We start from the raw sequence: 20559 nt of genomic DNA, 5'->3' as shown, positions 1-20559 counted from the left end.
GATGAAACTCAATGATCTGAGTCCAGCGCCGGGTTCCCGTCGCGAAAAGCATCGTCCGGGCCGTGGTATCGGTAGTGGTTTGGGTAAGACTGGTGGCCGTGGTCACAAAGGTCAGACCTCCCGCTCCGGTGGCACCATTGCTCCAGGCTTTGAAGGCGGTCAACAGCCGCTGCATCGCCGTCTGCCTAAGTTCGGTTTCGTATCCCTGAAAGCCATGGATCGCGCAGAAGTGCGTTTGTCCGAGCTGGCTAAAGTGGAAGGCGACATCGTAACTGTGCAGACCCTGAAAGATGCCAACGTGATCAACGTCAACGTACTGCGTGTGAAAATCATGCTGTCCGGTGAAGTGACTCGCGCTGTCACAATCGGCAAGGGAATCGGCGCCACCAAAGGTGCGCGTTCGGCTATCGAAGCAGCTGGCGGCAAGTTCGAGGAATAAATGGCTAAGCAAGGTGCTCTCTCAGCGCTCAGCAAAGGCGGGTTATCCGAGCTCTGGGCTCGACTGCGTTTTCTATTCCTGGCGATTATCGTCTACCGGATAGGCGCACACATCCCAGTTCCAGGTATCAACCCGGACCGGCTGGCGGACCTGTTTCGACAGAATGAGGGGACCATACTTAGCTTGTTCAACATGTTTTCCGGCGGCGCGCTGGAGCGGATGAGTATTTTTGCGCTGGGGATCATGCCGTACATTTCGGCATCGATCATCATGCAGCTTATGTCCGCTGTCAGCCCGCAACTGGAGCAGTTGAAGAAGGAAGGTGAAGCTGGCCGTCGCAAGATTAGCCAGTACACCCGCTACCTCACTGTCGCTCTTGCTCTTGTCCAGGCTATTGGCATGTCCATTGGTCTGGCAGGGCAAGGCGTAGCGTTCACTGGTGACCTGGGCTTCCATTTCGTTGCAGTAACCACGTTTGTGGCGGGTGCAATGTTCATGATGTGGCTGGGTGAGCAGATTACTGAGCGTGGTGTTGGCAACGGTATCTCGATGTTGATTTTTTCGGGTATCGTCGCCGGTCTTCCGAGAGCAATCGGGCAGTCTTTCGAGTCTGCACGTCAGGGCGATATCAATATCTTCGCTCTGGTTGCTATCGGTTTGCTGGCAGTAGCGATTATCGGTTTTGTGGTGTTCATTGAGCGTGGCCAGCGTCGTATTGCTGTTCACTACGCCAAGCGTCAGCAGGGCCGCAAGGTGTTTGCTGCGCAGACTAGCCACCTACCGCTGAAAGTGAATATGGCCGGTGTTATCCCGGCTATTTTTGCGAGCAGCATTTTGCTGTTCCCGGCTTCGCTGGGTGCCTGGTTCGGTCAGTCTGAAGGTATGGGCTGGTTGCAGGACATCTCGCAGTCGATCGCTCCTGGTCAGCCGTTGAATATTCTGCTGTTTAGTGCAGGGATTATTTTCTTCTGCTTCTTCTATACGGCGTTGATGTTCAATCCGAAAGACGTAGCGGAAAACCTGAAGAAGTCCGGTGCCTTTATTCCGGGTATCCGTCCAGGTGAGCAGTCGGCACGCTATATTGATGGCGTTTTGACTCGTTTGACTCTGTTCGGTGCTCTTTATATGACGGCCGTGTGCCTGTTGCCCCAGTTCCTGGTGGTTGCGGCAAACGTTCCGTTCTACCTTGGCGGGACCTCGTTGCTGATCGTTGTTGTGGTTGTTATGGACTTCATGTCCCAAGTACAATCGCACCTCGTTTCGCACCAGTACGAATCCCTGATGAAGAAAGCCAACCTGAAGGGCTACGGCAGCGGCATGCTCCGCTGAAGTACTACCCCGTAAGGTGAGAGGAGTTGGTGATGAAAGTTCGTGCATCGGTGAAAAAGCTGTGCCGTAACTGCAAGATTATTCGCCGCGAAGGTGTTGTTCGGGTAATTTGCAGCGCGGAACCACGTCACAAACAGCGCCAAGGCTGAGTGTGATCTGTTTGAAGCCCAGCAGCTAGTGCGCTGCTGGGTTGATTATTTGTTATTACAGCGATATTATCTCGCGCCCTATTTCTTGGCTTCCGGGGCGTAGGTAGCTGTCAATTGGAGTCCCACTGAATGGCCCGTATTGCAGGCGTTAACATTCCAGATAACAAGCACACTGTTATCTCGCTGACCTACATCTATGGTGTTGGTCGCACTACCTCACAGAAAATCTGTGCGGATGCTGGTGTAAACCCAGCCGCTAAGATCAAGGATCTGAGCGACGAGCAGATTGAGTTGCTGCGTGGCGAAGTGGCGAAGTTCACCACTGAAGGTGACCTGCGTCGTGAAGTCAACATGAAAATCAAACGCTTGATGGACCTGGGCTGCTACCGCGGTCTGCGCCATCGTCGTGGTCTTCCAGTGCGCGGTCAGCGTACCAAGACCAACGCGCGTACTCGCAAAGGTCCGCGTAAGCCGATCCGCAAGTAATCGCACCAGCGAATCGACAGGAATTTAGTCATGGCAAAACCTGCTGCTCGTCCTCGTAAAAAAATTAAAAAGACAGTGGTTGATGGCATCGCCCACATCCACGCGTCTTTCAACAACACCATCGTGACCATCACGGATCGTCAGGGTAACGCGCTTTCTTGGGCTACCTCTGGTGGTTCGGGTTTCCGCGGTTCACGCAAGTCCACCCCGTTCGCTGCTCAAGTAGCTGCTGAACGTGCTGGTCAAGCTGCGCTGGAATATGGCCTGAAAAACCTTGACGTTAACGTCAAGGGCCCAGGTCCAGGTCGTGAGTCCGCTGTCCGTGCTTTGAACGGCTGTGGCTATAAGATCGCCAGCATCACCGACGTGACGCCAATCCCGCACAACGGGTGCCGTCCGCCGAAGAAGCGCCGCGTGTAATCAGGAGACTGTAAAGAATGGCTCGTTACATTGGTCCAAAATGCAAACTGGCACGTCGTGAAGGCACTGATCTCTTCCTGAAGAGTGGTGTGCGCGCTATCGAATCGAAGTGCAATATTGAAGCTGCTCCAGGCATCCACGGCCAACGCCGCGGTCGCCAATCCGACTACGGTACCCAACTGCGTGAAAAGCAGAAGGTCCGTCGTATCTACGGCGTTCTCGAGCGTCAGTTCAGCGGCTACTACAAACAAGCTGCTGGCAAAAAAGGTGCAACCGGTGAAAACCTGCTGCAACTGCTCGAATGCCGCCTGGATAACGTCGTATACCGTATGGGTTTCGGTTCTACTCGTGCCGAATCTCGTCAGTTGGTATCGCACAAGTCGATCAGCGTTAACGGTCAGACCGTAAACGTTCCGTCCTACCAGGTTCGTGCTGGTGACGTGGTCGCTATCCGCGAGAAAGCAAAGAACCAGCTTCGCATTGTCCAAGCTCTCGATCTGTGTGCCCAACGTGGCCGCGTAGAATGGGTAGAAGTAGACACTGAGAAGAAGTCGGGCGTTTTCAAGAACGTTCCTGCTCGCAGTGATCTGTCCGCCGACATCAACGAAAGCCTGATTGTCGAGCTCTACTCCAAGTAAGGGCTAGAAAATAGGTGCATCCATGCAGATTTCGGTAAATGAGTTCCTGACACCTCGCCATATTGATGTGCAAGTTGTCAGTCCAACCCGCGCTAAAATCACTCTCGAGCCTCTCGAGCGTGGTTTTGGCCACACCCTGGGCAACGCGCTGCGCCGCATCCTGTTGTCCTCAATGCCAGGCTGTGCAGTAGTCGAGGCCGAGATTGACGGTGTGCTCCACGAGTACAGCGCCATCGAAGGTGTACAGGAAGACGTAATTGAAATCCTGTTGAACCTTAAAGGTCTGGCTATCAAGCTGCACGGCCGTGACGAAGTTACGCTGACCTTGTCGAAGAAGGGTTCGGGGGTGGTTACCGCTGCCGATATTCAGCTGGATCATGATGTCGAGATCGTTAATCCCGATCACGTAATCGCCAACCTGGCGTCTAACGGCGCCTTGAACATGAAGCTCACCGTAGCTCGTGGTCGTGGTTATGAACCAGCAGACTCGCGTCAGAGCGATGAAGACGAAAGCCGCAGCATTGGTCGCTTGCAGCTGGATTCTTCGTTCAGCCCGGTTCGCCGTATCGCATACGTGGTGGAAAACGCCCGTGTCGAGCAGCGCACCAACCTGGACAAGCTGGTTATTGATCTGGAAACCAACGGTACACTGGATCCTGAAGAGGCCATTCGTCGTGCTGCAACCATCCTGCAACAGCAGTTGGCTGCATTCGTCGACCTCAAAGGTGACAGCGAGCCAGTGGTAATCGAGCAGGAAGACGAGATCGATCCGATCCTGCTTCGTCCTGTTGACGATCTGGAACTGACCGTGCGTTCGGCCAACTGCCTTAAGGCGGAGAACATTTACTACATCGGTGACCTGATTCAGCGCACCGAAGTAGAACTGTTGAAGACTCCGAACCTGGGCAAGAAATCCTTGACTGAAATCAAGGACGTTCTGGCCTCCCGTGGTCTGTCCCTCGGCATGCGCCTCGACAACTGGCCGCCTGCAAGTCTTAAGAAGGACGACAAGGCGACTGCCTGATCGTCGTAATCACCGAACGTTGTGTTTGGTAAGGAATGAACCATGCGTCATCGTAAAAGTGGTCGTCACCTGAGCCGCACTAGCTCGCACCGCAAGGCTATGTTTCAAAACATGGCAGTGTCGTTGTTCGAGCACGAGCTGATCAAAACGACTCTGCCGAAAGCCAAAGAATTGCGTCGCGTTGCTGAGCCGCTGATTACTCTGGCCAAGATTGATTCTGTTGCTAACCGCCGTCTGGCCTTCGACCGTACTCGTTCGAAAGCCATGGTTGGTAAGCTGTTCAACGATCTGGGCAAGCGTTATGCAACTCGTGAGGGTGGCTACCTGCGCATCCTCAAGTGCGGTTTCCGCGCTGGCGACAACGCGCCTATGGCGTACGTCGAGTTGGTTGATCGTCCAGTTGGCGGTGAAGCTGTATCCGCTGAGTAAGACGTCAGTCTCTACAAAGAACCGGGCCTAGTGCCCGGTTTTTTGTGCGCGTTCGATTATGATTATCTATTGATTCTCATCATTTAATGCATTTGCCCATGTGTAATTCATGGTCAATACTCCTCGTCAGCCGATTAGCCGGCAGTACAAAGACTGACTGAGGAAGCAAACATATGAGCCAGACCAAAACGCTTACAACCGCCAGCGGCGCTCCAGTTGCGGATAACCAGAATTCTCGTTCTGCCGGTCCTCGTGGCCCATTGCTGCTTGACGATTTTCATCTGATCGAAAAGCTCGCGCACTTCAACCGTGAAAACATTCCTGAGCGTCGCGTACACGCCAAGGGTTCAGGCGCCCATGGCACTTTCACCCTGACCCGTGACATGACTCAGTACAGCAGTGCCAAGCTGTTTGATACCATCGGCAAGCAAACCCCCACTTTTCTGCGCTTCTCAACGGTAGGTGGCGAGCGCGGCTCGGCAGATACCGAGCGTGATCCACGTGGCTTTGCCCTCAAGTTCTACACCGAGGAAGGTAACTGGGACATCGTCGGTAATAACACCCCGGTGTTTTTCATCCGTGACCCGCTTAAATTTCCCGACTTTATCCACACCCAAAAACGCCTCCCGCAAAGCAACCTGAAAAGCGCACAGATGATGTGGGACTTCTGGTCGCACTCCCCTGAGTCGCTGCACCAGGTCACCATCCTGTTTTCCGATCGCGGCATTCCAGATGGTTACCGCCATATGCATGGCTTTGGCAGCCACACGTACAGCCTGATCAATGCTGCGGGTGAGCGTCACTGGGTCAAATGGCATTACAAAACCAAGCAGGGCATCAAGAACCTGCCGCCTGCAGAGGCTGCGCGCCTTGCCGGTACCGACCCGGATTACGCACAGCGTGACTTGTTTGGCGCCATCGAACGCGGTGACTTTCCGAAATGGCGCGTATGCATGCAGGTCATGACTGAAGCTCAGGCTGCAGCCCACTATGAGAACCCGTTTGACGTGACCAAGACCTGGTCGCAGAAAGAGTTCCCGCTGATTGAAATCGGTGAGCTGGAGCTGAACCGCAACCCGCTGAACTACTTTGCCGAAGTGGAGCAGGCTGCGTTCGGGCCAAGCAATATGATCCCGGGTGTGGGCCTGTCGCCTGACCGCATGCTGCAAGGCCGTGTGTTCGCGTATGCCGATGCCCATCGCTACCGTGTAGGCACTAACCACCAGCACCTGCCGATCAACTCACCACGGGTACCTGTGCATAACTATCAGCGTGATGGCTCTATGGCCTTCGGCAACAATGGTGGTGCTGCACCGAACTATGAGCCGAACAGCTATGGCGACGCGCCAAAACAAGCACCGCAATATGCTGAGCCGCCATTGGCCCTCAGTGGTGCAGCTGATCGTTACGATCATCGTGTAGACAGCGATTACTACAGCCACGCCGGTGCCCTGTTCCGACTGATGAACGACGAGCAGAAAGCCCTGCTGATCAACAATATTGCAGGGGCTATGGAGGGTGTGACGGGGGATGTCGTCGAGCGTCAGCTGCAGCATTTCTACAATGCTGATCAGGCTTATGGTGATGGTGTTGCCAAGGCGTTGGGTGTACAGCGTAACTAACTCTAAGTGAGAAGCAGAACCGCCCTCAATTGGGCGGTTTTTGCGTTATTTAACCCTGTTTTCTCTGAAAAACAGGGTTTTTATTGCGATTTAGCCGTGACCTCTCAGTCGGCTTGGTTCAAACTACAGCCTTTCAAGCAGGGAGATGTAAGGCAATGCAAGGCCACCCGGATGTAATCGATTATCTCAATACGTTGCTGACCGGCGAGTTGGCTGCGCGTGACCAATATTTCGTCCATTCCCGTATGTACGAGGATTGGGGTTTCACCAAGCTTTACGAGCGTATCAACCACGAGATGGAGGAAGAGGCACAACACGCTGATGCGTTGATGCGCCGGATTCTGATGCTCGAGGGTACGCCGCGCATGCGCCCTGACGACCTGGATGTGGGCACTACGGTGCCTGAGATGTTCGCTGCCGACCTGCGCCTGGAATATAAAGTCCGTGCCGCGCTGTGCAAAGGCATCGCCCTGTGCGAACTGCACAAGGACTACGTGAGCCGTGACATGTTGCGTGTTCAGCTGGCAGACACCGAAGAAGACCACACCTACTGGCTGGAAAAACAGCTGGGCCTGATCAAGTCGATCGGCTTGCAGAACTACCTGCAATCGCAGTTCTGATCCAGGGAAGCTGAGATGCTTTTGGTGGGAGCGTGGCTTGTCCGCGATGCAGGCAACACGGTCTGGCTTGTGTGTCGCGGCGTTACCATCGCGAGCAAGCCCGTTCCAACAAGAGCTTGATTTGCGCTCAGTAAAAAGCCCCTGCCATCTCACGATGGCAGGGGCTTTTTCGTACCGCGCTTTAAGCCTTGTCGCGAATCAACAGTGGCTTCAGGTAGAAGCCCGTGTGTGATTGCTTCATCTCGGCTACTTCTTCCGGTGTACCGGTAGCAATGATCTGCCCGCCCTTGGAACCCCCCTCAGGGCCGAGATCCACCAGCCAGTCAGCGGTCTTGATCACGTCCAGGTTGTGTTCGATCACTACCACGGTGTTGCCATGGTCGCGAAGACGATGCAGCACATCCAGCAACTGCTGGATGTCAGCAAAGTGCAAACCGGTAGTAGGCTCATCGAGGATATACAAGGTCTTGCCTGTGTCGCGCTTGGACAGCTCGCGGGACAACTTGACCCGTTGCGCCTCACCGCCTGACAGCGTGGTGGCGGATTGTCCTAGCTTGATATAGGACAAGCCTACATCCATCAGCGTTTGCAGCTTACGCGCCAGTGCAGGCACAGCATCGAAGAACACTCGCGCTTCTTCGATGGTCATTTCCAGCACTTCGTGGATGCTCTTGCCCTTGTATTTGATCTCAAGGGTTTCACGGTTGTAACGCTTGCTTTTGCACACATCGCAAGGCACATAGATGTCCGGCAGAAAGTGCATTTCTACCTTGATCAGGCCATCACCCTGACAGGCCTCGCAGCGTCCGCCCTTTACGTTGAAAGAGAAACGCCCCGGGCCGTAACCGCGCGAGCGCGACTCGGGCACACCCGAGAACAACTCGCGGATTGGCGTAAACAACCCGGTGTAGGTCGCAGGGTTGGAGCGCGGCGTACGGCCAATCGGGCTTTGGTCGATATCGACGACCTTGTCCAGATGCTCAAGCCCCTTGATGCTGTCGTGCGCCGCCGCTTCCAGCGTGGTCGCGCCATTCAGTGCCGTGGCGCTGAGCGGGTAAAGTGTGTTGTTGATCAGGGTGGATTTGCCTGACCCCGAGACCCCAGTGACACAGGTCAGCAGGCCAATCGGAATTTCCAGATCAACATTGCGCAAGTTATTGCCGCGAGCACCCTTGAGCGACAGTGTCAGCTTCTTGTTGCGCGGTGTGCGCTTGGCGGGTACGGCAATCTTCACACGCCCCGACAGGTATTTGCCTGTCAGTGAGTCAGGGTGAGCCATCACCTCGGCCGGTGTACCTTCAGCAACAATATGACCGCCATGCACGCCAGCACCAGGGCCGATATCCACCACATAGTCCGCCAGGCGGATGGCGTCTTCGTCGTGCTCCACCACAATCACGGTGTTACCGATATCACGCAGATGCTTGAGGGTGCCCAGCAGGCGATCGTTATCGCGCTGATGCAGGCCGATGGAGGGCTCGTCGAGGATATACAGCACGCCAACCAGGCCTGCACCAATCTGACTGGCCAGACGAATACGCTGGGCTTCACCGCCTGACAGGGTATCGGCACTACGGTCCAGCGACAGATAGTCCAGCCCCACATTCACCAGGAACTGCAGGCGCTCGCGAATTTCCTTAAGGATTTTGTCAGCGATTTCGCCACGGCGTCCGCTCAGGCTCAGCGTGCTGAAGTATTCGGTCGCATCACCGATAGGCATGCTGGTGACCGCGGGCAGGGTTTTTTCGCCGACCCATACATGACGGGCTTCGCGACGCAGTCGGGTACCACGGCAATCCGGGCAGGACTGGGTGCTGAGGAACTTGGCCAGTTCTTCGCGCACGGTGGCCGACTCGGTTTCGCGATAACGGCGTTCCAGGTTTGGCACGATGCCTTCGAACGGGTGAGCACGCTTGACGATATCGCCACGATCATTCAGATAGCGGAAATCCACGTTTTGCGTGCCGCTGCCATACAGGATCACCTTTTGCTTGTCGGCCGGCAGCTCGCTGAACGGCACTTCAAGGCTGAAGTCGTAATGCTTGGCCAACGCCCCGAGCATCTGGAAGTAATAAACGTTGCGCCTGTCCCAACCGCGGATCGCGCCTTCGGCCAGCGTCAGCTCACCATTGACCAGGCGCTTGATATCGAAGAACTGCTTGACCCCCAGACCATCGCAGGTCGGGCATGCACCTGCCGGGTTGTTGAAGGAAAACAGCTTGGGTTCCAGCTCGCTGATCGCATGGCCGCAAATCGGGCAGGCGAAGCGCGCGGAAAAGATTATTTCTTCGCCCGGCTCATCGTCCATCGGCGCAACCAGGGCAATGCCATCAGCCAGTTTCAGCGCTGTCTCGAAAGACTCGGCCAGGCGCTGCTGCAGATCGGCACGCACTTTAAAGCGGTCAACCACCACATCAATGCTGTGCTTTTTCTGTTTGTCGAGCTTGGGCAGTTCGTCCAGCTCGCAAAGCTTGCCGTTGACCCGGGCGCGAACAAAACCCTGGGCGCGCAGTTCTTCAAATACTGAAAGGTGTTCGCCCTTACGCTCGCGGATCACCGGCGCCAGCAGCATCAGCTTGCTGCCTTCGGGCTGGGCCAGTACCAGGTCGACCATTTGGCTGACGGTCTGGGCTTCCAGAGGAATGTCGTGATCCGGGCAGCGCGGGATACCTACGCGAGCATACAGCAGGCGCAGGTAGTCGTAGATTTCGGTGATGGTGCCGACCGTGGAGCGCGGGTTGTGCGAGGTCGATTTTTGCTCGATGGAAATCGCCGGCGACAGACCCTCGATGGTATCGACGTCAGGCTTTTCCATCATCGACAGGAACTGCCGCGCATAGGCTGACAACGACTCGACATAACGGCGCTGGCCTTCGGCATACAGCGTGTCAAACGCGAGGGATGATTTGCCGGAGCCAGACAGTCCGGTGATAACGATCAGTTTGTCCCTTGGCAGGGTCAGGTCGATGTTCTTCAGGTTGTGGGTTCGTGCCCCACGTATCAGGATCTTGTCCACTGCGGCCTCGCTTGGCGGGCATAACGTAAACGAATGAGTATACGGATCTGTGCGAAAGCTGTGCAGGCCCTTGATGGCACACTGTCATTCAAGCAGCCTTTATAACTTTTGCGTGACAAAGCGTCGCGTCTCTCTCGTGTATGTGCTGTTAGACGATGGGACTGATAGAATCGCCGCCGGTTCACATGAGGTTTTTCCATGCACGATCCCCACAGCGAACGCATGAGTAGCGGCGAGACCCGGGCAGCAAGCGGTCTGGCCCTTGTGTTCGCCTTCCGTATGCTGGGCATGTTTATGGTGTTGCCGGTTCTGGCAACCTATGGAATGGACCTTGCCGGTGCAACGCCCGCCCTGATTGGTCTGGCGATTGGCGCTTATGGCCTGACCCAGGCCATTTTCCAGATCCCCTTTGGTGTTATTTCCGATCGTATTGGACGGCGCCCGGTCATTTACCTGGGCTTGATTGTCTTCGCGCTGGGCAGTGTGCTGGCGGCCAATTCCGATTCGATCTGGGGCGTCATTGCGGGACGCATCCTGCAAGGTGCGGGGGCGATTTCTGCAGCGGTCATGGCGCTGTTGTCAGACCTTACCCGTGAACAGCATCGCACCAAGGCCATGGCCATGATCGGCATGACCATCGGCTTGTCATTTGCCGTGGCCATGGTGGTGGGCCCGCTCCTGACTCGCGCTTTCGGGTTGTCCGGGCTGTTTCTGGCGACGGGGGCAATGGCGCTGTGCGGGATCGTGATTGTGATGTTTATGGTGCCGCGTTCCACCGGTACCTTGCAGCATCGTGAGTCCGGAGTGGCGAAGCAGGCCTTGCTGCCGACCTTGCGCCATCCCGACCTGTTGCGCCTGGACCTTGGCATTTTTGTGCTGCACGCCATGTTGATGTCGAGCTTTATCGCACTGCCGCTGGCGCTGGTCGAGAAGGCCGGCCTGCCCAAGGAACAACATTGGTGGGTGTATCTGACGGCCTTGCTGATTTCATTCTTCGCCATGATCCCGTTCATCATCTACGGCGAAAAGAAACGCAAAATGAAACGAGTTTTGCTCGGCGCCGTCGTGACGTTGATGCTCACTGAGCTATTCTTCTGGAAGTTCGGCGACAGTTTACGAACGCTGGTGATTGGCACTGTGGTGTTTTTCACTGCGTTTAACCTGTTGGAGGCTTCATTGCCTTCGCTGATCAGCAAAGTTTCACCCGCAGGCGGCAAGGGCACGGCGATGGGGGTTTACTCCACCAGCCAGTTCCTCGGATCGGCACTGGGCGGCATACTCGGCGGCTGGCTGTTTCAGCATGGCGGTCTGTCGGTTGTGTTCCTGGGAGGCGCAGGTCTGGCTGCACTCTGGTTGGCCTTTGCTGTTACCATGCGTGAACCACCGTATGTAACAAGCCTGCGCCTGCCGTTATCGCCCGAGGCGTTGCGCGAAGCAGGTCTGGCTGAGCGTCTAAAGGCAGTCAATGGCGTTACAGATGCAGTGATCGTGGCTGAAGAGGCTGCGATTTATATCAAATTGGACACCGAACTATTGGATCGCGCGACACTCGAGCAGTTGGTTAACCCAGCGCCGACGTGCGAAGCCTAGGAGAACGTTATGGCCCGTGGGGTTAACAAAGTTATATTGGTCGGCACATGCGGCCAGGATCCCGAAGTTCGCTACTTGCCTAACGGTAATGCCGTGACCAACCTGAGTCTGGCAACCAGCGAACAATGGACTGACAAGCAAACCGGTCAGAAAGTCGAGAAGACTGAATGGCACCGTGTATCGATGTTCGGCAAAGTGGCCGAAATCGCCGGCGAATACCTGCGCAAGGGTTCGCAGGTGTACATCGAAGGCAAGCTGCAAACCCGTGAGTGGGAAAAAGACGGTATCAAGCGTTACACCACTGAAATTGTGGTCGACATGCAAGGCACCATGCAACTGCTTGGTGGCCGTCCACAGGGCGACCAGCAAAACCAGGGTGGTGGCAACAACTACCAGCAACAACAGTCGGCTCCGCGTCAGCAGGCTCAACGCCCTGCACCGCAGCAACAGCAACAGTCGCGCCCTGCGCCGCAACAGCAGGCCCCGCAGCCAGCTCCGGATTTCGACAGCTTTGATGACGATATTCCGTTCTAGCGCATACCTTAGACTTTTTTGTAAAGTTTAGTCTTGAGACCCCCGAATTTCGGGGGTTTCGCGTTTTTATGGGTGTTAAAAATATCTTGAGCAATTTCTTAAGAATTAATACCATGTAAAAACGTAAAAAAAGGAGCCTGTCATGGAGCTGTCAGCGCGGAGAATTAAATCCTCGAATGGTGAGCGATTTATCGTTCTAGTCGACGAGGGGGGGATGCCTCTGTTCTACCCTGCGTTGTACGTTACCGTGCACATGCGGGGGCGCTCATTGGCAGTGAACACAATTCAGAATGCGCTTAATGCGCTCAAAGCCATGTACGCTTGGCAGAGCTACTACAGCATTGATGTCGAGTCGCGTTTTTCGCGCGGAGAGCTGCTTCAGAGCCACGAAATCCATTCTCTGCGTGATTTCATGCAGAAACCGTTGACCGACGAGAATGATGGCAACGTCGTTTCGATTTCCCACAGACCCAAAACAGTTAGCGCAAGCAACCAATATGCACGCATGTCAGTGATTGCCGATTACCTAGGCTTCCTCGCTGACCAGCTTCTATCGCCATCGACTTCGGGCCGCGAAGGCATTGCGCGAATGGTTGCGCAGATCAAAGCCAACCGCCCGAGGACGTCGAATAAGTCCAACGTAAGTCGGGAGGAAAAGCATCTCGATGACGCAGTGCTTGATACGCTCGAAGAAGCTTTGAGGCCAGGGTCAGACAGCAATCCAGTGCGTGAATATGCCGTCCAGGTGCGCAATGCTTTGATGTTCTCCATTCTCCGCATCACGGGACTCCGTCGCGGTGAACTGTTGAATCTGAAAGTCGAAGACATCGATTTTGCGAAGAACACATTGAAAGTGGTTAGACGCCCAGACTCCAAGGGTGATGCTAGGGCCTATCAGCCAGTTGCAAAAACACGAGAACGTGTCTTTCCATTGATGGCCGAGCTTGTGGATCGGATTCGTGGCTATGTGCTCAGTCATCGAAATAAAGTGCCGGGCGCCAAGAAGCACGGCTATCTCTTTGTAACGCACAAATCGGGAGGTTCGCAGGGGCTGCCGTTATCGAACGCGGGGTTCGGTAAATTCATGGGGGAGCTGAAGCATACCCTTGAGGGCCATAGCGGTATTCACGCTCATACGCTACGCCATCATTGGAACTATTCCTTCTCGAAAACCTGCGAGAGTCAGGGCTTGACGCCTGAGCGCGAAGAAAAAATTCGTTCATACCTCATGGGCTGGAGCGAGACGTCCGGGACGGCAGCAAGCTACAACCGTAGGCATATCAAAGAGCAGGCAGGTAGAGCGGTGCTTGAGCTTCAAAACAAACATCTTGGTAAAGCACATAAGGGAGGTGCTTTATGAGCGTGCTGGCTTCATACGCGAATGCAAACGCAGAGTTTTACTCGAGGGAAGGCTATCTGGTAAGGCTTGATGGTGAGCGATGGAAGCTGAGCAGGGACATAGACATCCCAATGCTTGCTCTGTCGGGAGCCATGAGCACAGAGCTGTTTCTCTCTTTCCGGCATGTGCTCGCGTTTTATGCGAAGACGAGTGCACCGTCTCACGCGAGGAACCTATTTGAGCGTTGCAAACACTATGTTGAAGCGACTGTGGGGCTGCCCCTCTTCAGCGTCGAATCCTTGATTTCGTACCGCTCTACGTTGGAAATGAAAACAGAATGGTATTTGGGAACGTTGCGCGGACTCATTAGGCAATGGGCTGACCTCGGTTACACCGGTATTCCCCGCGATACTCTCTCTTTGTTGGATCAATGGACGCTCAAGGGGAATGAAAAAGGCTATGCAGTTCAATCAATGTGCCCCGACAGCGGACCGCTGACCGATATCGAAATGGAAGGCGTAACCGAAGCAGTCATCAGGGATTACGCGGGGAATCGTTTAGAGCTTATCGACGCGTGTTATGCAATGACCTTGGCTATGACCGGGCGGCGACCTAGCCAGATTACTGGATTGAAGTTGAGAGACCTTACTCAGCAATCAGACAGGTACTTCATCAATTTTCCTCGCGCCAAGCAACGTAATCAGCCTTGGCGCTCCGCTTTTAATAAGTTTGCGATAGTCGAAGATCTCTGGCTACTTTTGCAGCAGCAAGCCATGCAGGTCCGGCAGGCATTTGCCAAAAGGTTAGGGGGGGAAGTTCCGGCGGATCTGGTAGCTGAGCTGCCGCTGTTTCCAGCGATGGACGCTTTCGACGTGCGGTCCGAGCTAAATACTCAACTCAGTGGAGATCGTTTGCATGCCCCAAGCGCTTCTGTAAAGGAATCGATGGTTCTGGTGGCAAAGACGACAAAGGTGTTCAGTGAACGCACTGGCGTCCTGATTCGCCTCAATCCGACCCGTTTTCGTTATACGCTCGGCACCAATCTCGCGCGAGAAGGGAAGGGAGAGTTCGTTATCGCAGAAGCACTCGACCATTCCGACACACAAAACGCTGGCATATACGTGCGAAACATTCCTGAGATTGTCGAGCGGATTGACAAGGCTGTGGCGTTGCAGCTGGCACCCATCGCACAAGCGTTCCAAGGTGTGCTGGTTGTATCTGAGGTAAACGCAAGGCGAGGAGATGACCCAAGCAGCAGAATTTCCAATGGCGCTGTAAACCTTGGCAACTGTGGCAGCTACGGTTTTTGCGGCGCATTGGCGCCTGTTGCTTGTTACACCTGCAATCACTTCCAGCCTTGGTTAAACGGTCCGCATGAAGCTGTCCTGGATGGCTTGCTCAACGAGCGCGACAGGGTGCTAGAGCAGACGGAAGACAGAAAAATTGCTTCCGTTAATGACCGATTAATTCTTGCTGTCAGCGATGTGGTTAGCCGCTGCAATGCAATGAGAAGAGAGGTCGCTCGTGGCTGAAGTCCTCCTGTTTACGCCAAAGCATTTACTTGATGCCAAAACCAATCTCAAAGATTTCATCGAGATGTGTCGTGACAGGCTCACGGTGTTCGGCGCTGATCTCGATTGGGGTCGCGACACATGGCCGGGGGTTGGTAATTTCACGGTTATTGGTGCGCCGGCTCGGGGCTTTACCGACAGCCAACTTCTGAATCCCGAGATCGTTCCTTTCGCCAAATCTTATGTGCGCTATCAGCAAGGGCATAATCCCAGCAAACTCAAGAATGAGTTCAAAGCGATCCGCTGTATCGAGAAAGCGCTTCTACAAGTCAAGGGGAGAGCCGATATCACGCTGACGGACATTCAGGTGATGGATGTAGCTGCAGAGGTCGCCCGAGAGTACAACGCGACGGCATATCAAGCAGGGAGCAGCCTGGTTCACCTCGTTAAATTTCTCAACGAAAGTAAAATTATTCCAGCGTCTATCACTTGGAAAAACCCGATCTCCAAACCCAAGGAGATACATCGGACAGACGTTGAGGGGAAAAAGAAACGGGCTGAAAAAATGCCCGACCAGCACTTACTCGAATTCATGGGGGAGATGTTCGCAAACGATCCTCAAGCCCCTCGAGATCGCTTCACAACCTCGATCTTTGCGTTGTTGATGTGCGCACCGTCGCGTGTCAGTGAGGTCCAGGACTTGCCGGTGAACTGCCTGCATTCAGAAATCGATACCAAAGGTGTTGAGCGCCTTGGACTGCGTTTCTATGCCGGTAAAGGTTACGGGGCTGATATCAAGTGGGTTTCAACCGTGACGAGAGAGATAGCCGTAGACGCGGTGCGTCGTCTCACCGAGATGTCTGAAGAAGGGCGTAGGCTGGCTACTTGGTATGAAACTCAGCCTGACAAGTTCTACCGTCACGTGGACTGTCCAAATGTTGGCGAGCTTGATCCACTAACAGATGAACAGGCGGCAAAGGCGCTAGGGTTGTCGGTGGAGCATCTGAATCTCATTCCGTACTTTAAGGGCTATGAGCCTTATCAGATTTTGAAGGCAAAAGGAGAGCCTTTGACCTTGGCGTTCCTGAACAAGTTTGCTCATAGCCAACTACCAGAAGGCTGGCCTTGGAAGAACAAGGAGCGGCACATCAGATACTCGCAAGCACTCTGCTGCTTCCGCCGTCATGAGATGCACCTTGATCGTACGACCAGTCCCTTGCTGCTTTGGACTCCGGGCAAAAGCACTTTTACTACAGATCTTAATTACATCCCAGGCCAAGAAAGCAATATTTGGCGTCGCCATGGATACACCGATCGGGATGGCACGCAGATTTCCATGACTTCGCACCAGTTGCGGCACTTCTTAAACACAGTTGCTCAAAGGGGGGACCTCGGCCAGCTTGATCTCGCAAAGTGGTCAGGTCGCGCGAACATCCACCAGAATGCTACCTACAACCATATGAGCGACGATGAATACGTTGATCTAGCTCGGTTGGCTGGGGTAGGGGGCGTTCTTGATAAAGTCAGAGCTAATGATCCAGTCACGTTTGCTGACCTAGATGCTATAGGCGAGGGCATTGCACACCTAACCGAGTATGGCTTCTGTGTGCATGATTTCTCCATGTTGCCCTGCCAGAAGCATCGCGACTGTTTGAACTGCACTGAGCAGGTTTGCATCAAGGGTGACGATGAAAGGCTGGAGCGCTTGATACAACAGCGAGATGGCATTCGCATGCAGTTAGAAAAAGCACGAGAGGCCAGTGAAGACGGTTTGTACGGTGCGGATCGGTGGAGCGAGCATCAATGTAGAACCTTGGAACGAGTTAGTCAGCTTATCGAGATACTTGAATCGACAAATACCCCGATGGGGTCAGTAGTCCGCTTGAGCAACGATCAAGAGTTTAGCCCACTGAAGCGTGAATTGGCTGCCCGTTCAGGTTCTCCGAAGCTTGTAGCGCCATCGCCATCGCCATCGCCATCGCCATCGCCATCAGAAGTGCCAGCTCTTGATGAGCTTCGCTCGCTGTTTGGGGGAAATCATGGCTAAGCACTTGACCAGCAAGGACATCGAAATCCTAGTTAACTTGATCGATGCTTGGGAAGGAAAACTGGGTTGGGATGCGCTGTGCGAAGCGGTTGCGCCTCTGATTGGTGGGCGGCCGACTCGACAGACGCTCAGCTCGCATGACCAAGTAAAGGCAGCCTTTGGGTACAAGAAAGAACAACTAAGAAACGGTTTTGTCGCGACCAAAAGGCCTGCCAGCTTGAGTATTGCAGAGCAGCGCATTAGACGACTTGAAAGCGAAAACGATCGTCTTAAAGCAGAAAATGGCCGCCTGTTAGAGCAGTTCCTGAAGTGGCAGTACAACGCATATAGACACGGAATTAGCCAAGACAAGCTTGATGCCTCGCTGCCTTCGATTGACCGTGACTCATCAGAGTGAAACGTCAAGGATATTAATGAATAGCAGATGCTTTCGGACAGTTTTGTACCAGAGTTCATAGCCGATTACGTCGAAGCTATGGCTCGGACGGCCGTATACTTGCTTTATAGGGGAAATAGGGAAATCATGGATAAAAGCACTCACGAAGTTCCTCAGCAAACGCTGGCGCAGTGCATTGCTGCTTGGCGAGGGGGGCTAGATCTCGCTATTACTGAGGCTGAGGACAGGCCGGAAGAAGTTGGAGATTGTCATTTTGCAGCGGGGGAGTTTTTACAGGCGGCCTCTAGCTACGGTAAGGTCCGGCGCCCTAACTCAGTTTGTAAAGCAAAGTATGGCTGGGTTGCCGCTGTAAATGGAGATTTTGCGCTTGCGAAGACACTATTAACTACTCGTAATTGCGGAGACACCTCGGGAGAAATCGCTATCCTCGTGTTGATTGAGGTTGGGGGATTTGGTGCGCCTTTGCTACATAGTGCTGAGCAAGAAAAACTTTCAGCTTCTCAAAAGTCCAAGCTTTTATCAAAAGTTACGTCTCTTTTGCAGCTATGCTTGCAAGAATCTGAACCGGATTTCCTGGTTTTTTATGTTTATAAGGATGTATTTCCCTACTACCAGAACGCTGCACTTCATCTTCCCATTGCTAAGCGAGGTCTGTCTTTTTTTTCAAACTATTATGTAGTGCGTCTATGGCATGCGCGCGTTTGTCGATTGGCTAGAGCTACTGATTCCAGCGTTCTATCCGGTTTGCGAGAAAATATTCCCACGAAGTGGAACGGAGAGTATGCCGAAGAAATATTCCAAACAGCGTGCTATTTGCAGGATCACTCCTCGATAGATAAAATTTTGGAGTCTACAAGTCAATGGGTTGCGTCTGAGTGGGAGGAGCCGCAGGTCAGTGTAGGGTTGAACCAGTTGGATCTGTTACACAGCTATCTTGATCTGAAACGTATTCAGCAAGGTGATAATGCTGTCTTGTCACGTGCCTGTACTCGCTTGAATGAACAGGTCGAGGTCGCCATTCGTGATCATTGTGTTGTTATTGTTGCAAGTGAAGGGGGTATAGATCAGCGATTTACAGATATGACAGTACTCGCACTTAGGCTAGCTTTGGCGTGCGAAAGCGATGATAAGCTTCTAGTAATAAAAATCGTCAATCTACTGGCTTCTGTTCGAATGAAATCCGAAGCTGGTCCCGGATGCGATGATTTGTTTTCTGATTACCTTTTCAGAAACCCTCTAGCGATGGAGTCGCTTGCTATTGATCTTGATCGCTACACAGCATTTATCGAGTCCTGTGTTGATGGCGAGGTGTTTAATAAGTGGCTCTTCATCAGGGCCGCTGAGGCTGTTGTATCAGGTGATGAGCTAGAAGAAAATATAGAGACTTTAGTGGCTTTCGCGCCTGTGTTTGATGCTCCGGGATTGTTTACTTATATCTCTGATGTATGGTTGGGAAGGCTAGAGTCAGATAATTTGTTGCATATAATGCAGTTTACCAATGCGTTGATTGCTTATGTCAACTGGCTGAAGAAGGAGCCCTCATCAGAAATTTATTATGGCTTTGAGCTTTCTGAGGCTTCATCTGAAGTTATAAATCTACTGCTGGGTAGTGTCCTTGAGCGTTTGAAGGCAGAGAGATCATATGTTGGTGAATGGCTGGTGGGGCTTTTTGGAGCAGTCCTTCTGGAGCATAAACGTCATATCAATCTTCTAGAGGTGTGCGAGCTGGTCCTTGAGCAAGTGGAGTCAGGCATTGCATTGTTCTATTCTGGTTATGTACTCCAAGTTGAGGGGCTTCTGGAGGACGCGCGTGAACGCTACGAATCGGCTATCAAAGTTAATCCTGACTATACTGCGGCGCTTGGAAATCTCGCTATAGTATATCGCGATTTAGACCTTTTTCCGGAGCTTGAGACTTTAGTTAGTTGTATCGCTGCAAAAGCAAAAGGTGGTTCAGATTCATGGCGTCGGGTGCTGGATATTGCCAAACGACAGCTATCAGGGTTGACCGCGCAACGTACTCAGCATCAGGCACAGCAGCGACTAATATCTGCAAAAAGCTCATTTTCAAATCTGGCTCCTAGCAGTCTCGAACCTGGAAATCTTTCTTTAATAGAGGCGGTTTACCTCGTCGCATTAGTGCGCGGCTGTGATATGGACCATGTAAATGGGCGGCTCGCCCCATTCGGGACCACTGCAAAGCCAATGGATCCTACCCCGGGTTTACGCTACGCGATCATCGGCTTATTGAAGAAAGGAATCCTGGGCATTGCTGATATCACACCGGATAGCGCCTTTGATGTGAGTGCTGAGCACACGCGTTACTATTTGCATCGCATTACTTGGACGTTCAACTCGGCCACATTGGATTTGTATAACAATATACGAAAGCTTTCTCGGGATGAGTGGCCGGAGAGTTGGGATTCTCAACTTTTTATTTTGGCTAGAGATGTTGCGGTTGAAGAGTGCGTGCAGTTTTTGGAGTCCCAGGCCGAAGAACGCAAGATTGAACCACCTCCTGTTGAGGACATGCGCTCTGTCTACCGGTTACTGCTGGAAAAGTGTTCAGTTAGCCGTTGCTGGTATTTCTCGTATCTGGCTGCGATGTCTGCAAACGATTATCGTACCAAGTATAACGCTAACGATCGTGCAGTGACGACTCGACTTATCCGCCTGGTAGATCAAAAGGCGGCAAGAGCCTTAGAAGAGGGATATGGTAAGGATTTTAATCGGTCCTCTAGTAGCCCCCGATCTCAATTAAGTGAGGCGTTTCACGATGTACTGACAGGGTGGGAGGAAAAGGCATTCACCACTCCCCTGCATGAGTTGGTGTTTTAGGTTGTTAGCAACCGGAAGCCGTATTATTGTTTGATGGCTTAGAGCGGGCTGAGTTTGTGTTATCAGTAAGGTCTAACTACGGCTTATATTTACGGATTCTTTTTTTTATGTGTCGGCCGTTGTAAAGATAC

Annotated in this window: 18 protein-coding genes; 17 read left to right on the top strand and 1 reads right to left on the bottom strand. The window is 53.3% G+C overall.

Annotated elements, in window-relative coordinates; translation table 11 throughout:
- Nucleotide 1: 1 nt before the first annotated feature.
- From rplO to bfr, 10 genes are all read left to right on the top strand, one after another.
- Complete coding sequence (gene rplO / locus ACP7BE_RS12600) at nucleotides 2-439, top strand: 50S ribosomal protein L15 (RefSeq protein WP_016779182.1); 438 nt, start codon at nucleotides 2-4, stop codon at nucleotides 437-439.
- A complete protein-coding gene (secY, locus tag ACP7BE_RS12595) occupies nucleotides 440-1768 on the top strand; it encodes a preprotein translocase subunit SecY (RefSeq protein WP_003444361.1) in 1329 nt (442 codons plus the stop codon).
- A 32-nt stretch (nucleotides 1769-1800) separates the two neighbouring features.
- A complete protein-coding gene (rpmJ, locus tag ACP7BE_RS12590; RefSeq protein ID WP_002555468.1) occupies nucleotides 1801-1917 on the top strand; it encodes a 50S ribosomal protein L36 in 117 nt (38 codons plus the stop codon).
- A gap of 129 nt (nucleotides 1918-2046) precedes the next feature.
- Entirely contained in the window at nucleotides 2047-2403 is a 357-nt protein-coding gene (rpsM, locus tag ACP7BE_RS12585) for a 30S ribosomal protein S13 (protein ID WP_016779184.1), read from the top strand.
- A gap of 30 nt (nucleotides 2404-2433) precedes the next feature.
- Nucleotides 2434-2823, top strand: coding sequence for a 30S ribosomal protein S11 (gene rpsK, locus ACP7BE_RS12580; RefSeq protein ID WP_007924177.1), 390 nt, complete (start codon nucleotides 2434-2436; stop codon nucleotides 2821-2823).
- A 17-nt stretch (nucleotides 2824-2840) separates the two neighbouring features.
- Entirely contained in the window at nucleotides 2841-3461 is a 621-nt protein-coding gene (gene rpsD / locus ACP7BE_RS12575; protein ID WP_003444359.1) for a 30S ribosomal protein S4, read from the top strand.
- Nucleotides 3462-3483: 22 nt separating this feature from the next.
- Nucleotides 3484-4485, top strand: coding sequence for a DNA-directed RNA polymerase subunit alpha (locus ACP7BE_RS12570; protein ID WP_003176403.1), 1002 nt, complete (start codon nucleotides 3484-3486; stop codon nucleotides 4483-4485).
- A gap of 42 nt (nucleotides 4486-4527) precedes the next feature.
- Entirely contained in the window at nucleotides 4528-4914 is a 387-nt protein-coding gene (rplQ, locus tag ACP7BE_RS12565; protein WP_016779185.1) for a 50S ribosomal protein L17, read from the top strand.
- Nucleotides 4915-5087: 173 nt separating this feature from the next.
- The gene (locus ACP7BE_RS12560) at nucleotides 5088-6536 is read left to right on the top strand and encodes a catalase (protein ID WP_153380185.1); all 1449 of its coding nucleotides are present in this window, start codon (nucleotides 5088-5090) and stop codon (nucleotides 6534-6536) included.
- Nucleotides 6537-6691: 155 nt separating this feature from the next.
- Complete coding sequence (gene bfr / locus ACP7BE_RS12555) at nucleotides 6692-7156, top strand: bacterioferritin (RefSeq protein WP_016779187.1); 465 nt, start codon at nucleotides 6692-6694, stop codon at nucleotides 7154-7156.
- Nucleotides 7157-7337: 181 nt separating this feature from the next.
- Here bfr and uvrA read toward each other — a convergent pair whose 3' ends face one another.
- Nucleotides 7338-10172 (bottom strand): excinuclease ABC subunit UvrA, encoded by a 2835-nt coding sequence (uvrA, locus tag ACP7BE_RS12550; RefSeq protein WP_094999498.1) that lies wholly within the window; start codon nucleotides 10170-10172, stop codon nucleotides 7338-7340.
- Between the two features lie 198 nt (nucleotides 10173-10370).
- On the opposite strand from uvrA, the gene ACP7BE_RS12545 reads away from it, so the two are divergent.
- From ACP7BE_RS12545 to ACP7BE_RS12515, 7 genes are all read left to right on the top strand, one after another.
- Entirely contained in the window at nucleotides 10371-11762 is a 1392-nt protein-coding gene (locus ACP7BE_RS12545) for an MFS transporter (protein ID WP_095019084.1), read from the top strand.
- Between the two features lie 9 nt (nucleotides 11763-11771).
- Nucleotides 11772-12296 (top strand): single-stranded DNA-binding protein, encoded by a 525-nt coding sequence (locus ACP7BE_RS12540; RefSeq protein WP_016779190.1) that lies wholly within the window; start codon nucleotides 11772-11774, stop codon nucleotides 12294-12296.
- Nucleotides 12297-12438: 142 nt separating this feature from the next.
- The gene (locus ACP7BE_RS12535) at nucleotides 12439-13656 is read left to right on the top strand and encodes a tyrosine-type recombinase/integrase (protein ID WP_426106040.1); all 1218 of its coding nucleotides are present in this window, start codon (nucleotides 12439-12441) and stop codon (nucleotides 13654-13656) included.
- Nucleotides 13653-15167 carry a site-specific integrase gene (locus ACP7BE_RS12530; RefSeq protein WP_426106039.1) on the top strand — a complete coding sequence of 505 codons (1515 nt, stop codon included), beginning with the start codon at nucleotides 13653-13655 and terminating at the stop codon, nucleotides 15165-15167. The genes ACP7BE_RS12535 and ACP7BE_RS12530 overlap by 4 nt, the downstream gene beginning before the upstream one ends.
- Nucleotides 15160-17193: an integrase gene (locus tag ACP7BE_RS12525; protein WP_426106037.1), complete on the top strand. Its 2034-nt coding sequence runs from the start codon at nucleotides 15160-15162 to the stop codon at nucleotides 17191-17193. Before ACP7BE_RS12530 ends, ACP7BE_RS12525 begins: the two co-directional genes overlap by 8 nt.
- Entirely contained in the window at nucleotides 17186-17590 is a 405-nt protein-coding gene (locus ACP7BE_RS12520; RefSeq protein WP_426106035.1) for a hypothetical protein, read from the top strand. Before ACP7BE_RS12525 ends, ACP7BE_RS12520 begins: the two co-directional genes overlap by 8 nt.
- Before the next feature lie 126 nt (nucleotides 17591-17716).
- On the top strand, nucleotides 17717-20428 hold the full coding sequence (locus ACP7BE_RS12515) for a hypothetical protein (protein ID WP_426106033.1): 2712 nt from the start codon (nucleotides 17717-17719) through the stop codon (nucleotides 20426-20428).
- Nucleotides 20429-20559: the final 131 nt, after the last annotated feature.

It is taken from the genome of Pseudomonas sp. TWR1-1-3, assembly GCF_049896805.1.
In the GTDB taxonomy this organism is placed as follows: Bacteria; Pseudomonadota; Gammaproteobacteria; order Pseudomonadales; family Pseudomonadaceae; genus Aquipseudomonas; species Aquipseudomonas bubulae.
The sequence above is the reverse complement of the archived record's forward strand: the minus strand, read 5'-3'. Positions and strand labels throughout refer to the sequence as shown.

Bases quoted from the DNA above. Each gene is read 5' to 3' on its own strand.
- ACP7BE_RS12530 (WP_426106039.1), top strand. From the start codon at position 13,653: ATGAGCGTGCTGGCTTCATACGCGAATGCAAACGCAGAGTTTTACTCG.
- rplO (WP_016779182.1), top strand. From the start codon at position 2: ATGAAACTCAATGATCTGAGTCCAGCGCCGGGTTCCCGTCGCGAAAAG.
- rpsK (WP_007924177.1), top strand. From the start codon at position 2,434: ATGGCAAAACCTGCTGCTCGTCCTCGTAAAAAAATTAAAAAGACAGTG.
- ACP7BE_RS12520 (WP_426106035.1), top strand. From the start codon at position 17,186: ATGGCTAAGCACTTGACCAGCAAGGACATCGAAATCCTAGTTAACTTG.
- rplQ (WP_016779185.1), top strand. From the start codon at position 4,528: ATGCGTCATCGTAAAAGTGGTCGTCACCTGAGCCGCACTAGCTCGCAC.
- ACP7BE_RS12560 (WP_153380185.1), top strand. From the start codon at position 5,088: ATGAGCCAGACCAAAACGCTTACAACCGCCAGCGGCGCTCCAGTTGCG.
- ACP7BE_RS12540 (WP_016779190.1), top strand. From the start codon at position 11,772: ATGGCCCGTGGGGTTAACAAAGTTATATTGGTCGGCACATGCGGCCAG.
- ACP7BE_RS12515 (WP_426106033.1), top strand. From the start codon at position 17,717: ATGGATAAAAGCACTCACGAAGTTCCTCAGCAAACGCTGGCGCAGTGC.
- rpmJ (WP_002555468.1), top strand. From the start codon at position 1,801: ATGAAAGTTCGTGCATCGGTGAAAAAGCTGTGCCGTAACTGCAAGATT.
- rpsM (WP_016779184.1), top strand. From the start codon at position 2,047: ATGGCCCGTATTGCAGGCGTTAACATTCCAGATAACAAGCACACTGTT.
- ACP7BE_RS12545 (WP_095019084.1), top strand. From the start codon at position 10,371: ATGCACGATCCCCACAGCGAACGCATGAGTAGCGGCGAGACCCGGGCA.
- ACP7BE_RS12535 (WP_426106040.1), top strand. From the start codon at position 12,439: ATGGAGCTGTCAGCGCGGAGAATTAAATCCTCGAATGGTGAGCGATTT.
- secY (WP_003444361.1), top strand. From the start codon at position 440: ATGGCTAAGCAAGGTGCTCTCTCAGCGCTCAGCAAAGGCGGGTTATCC.
- bfr (WP_016779187.1), top strand. From the start codon at position 6,692: ATGCAAGGCCACCCGGATGTAATCGATTATCTCAATACGTTGCTGACC.
- ACP7BE_RS12570 (WP_003176403.1), top strand. From the start codon at position 3,484: ATGCAGATTTCGGTAAATGAGTTCCTGACACCTCGCCATATTGATGTG.
- rpsD (WP_003444359.1), top strand. From the start codon at position 2,841: ATGGCTCGTTACATTGGTCCAAAATGCAAACTGGCACGTCGTGAAGGC.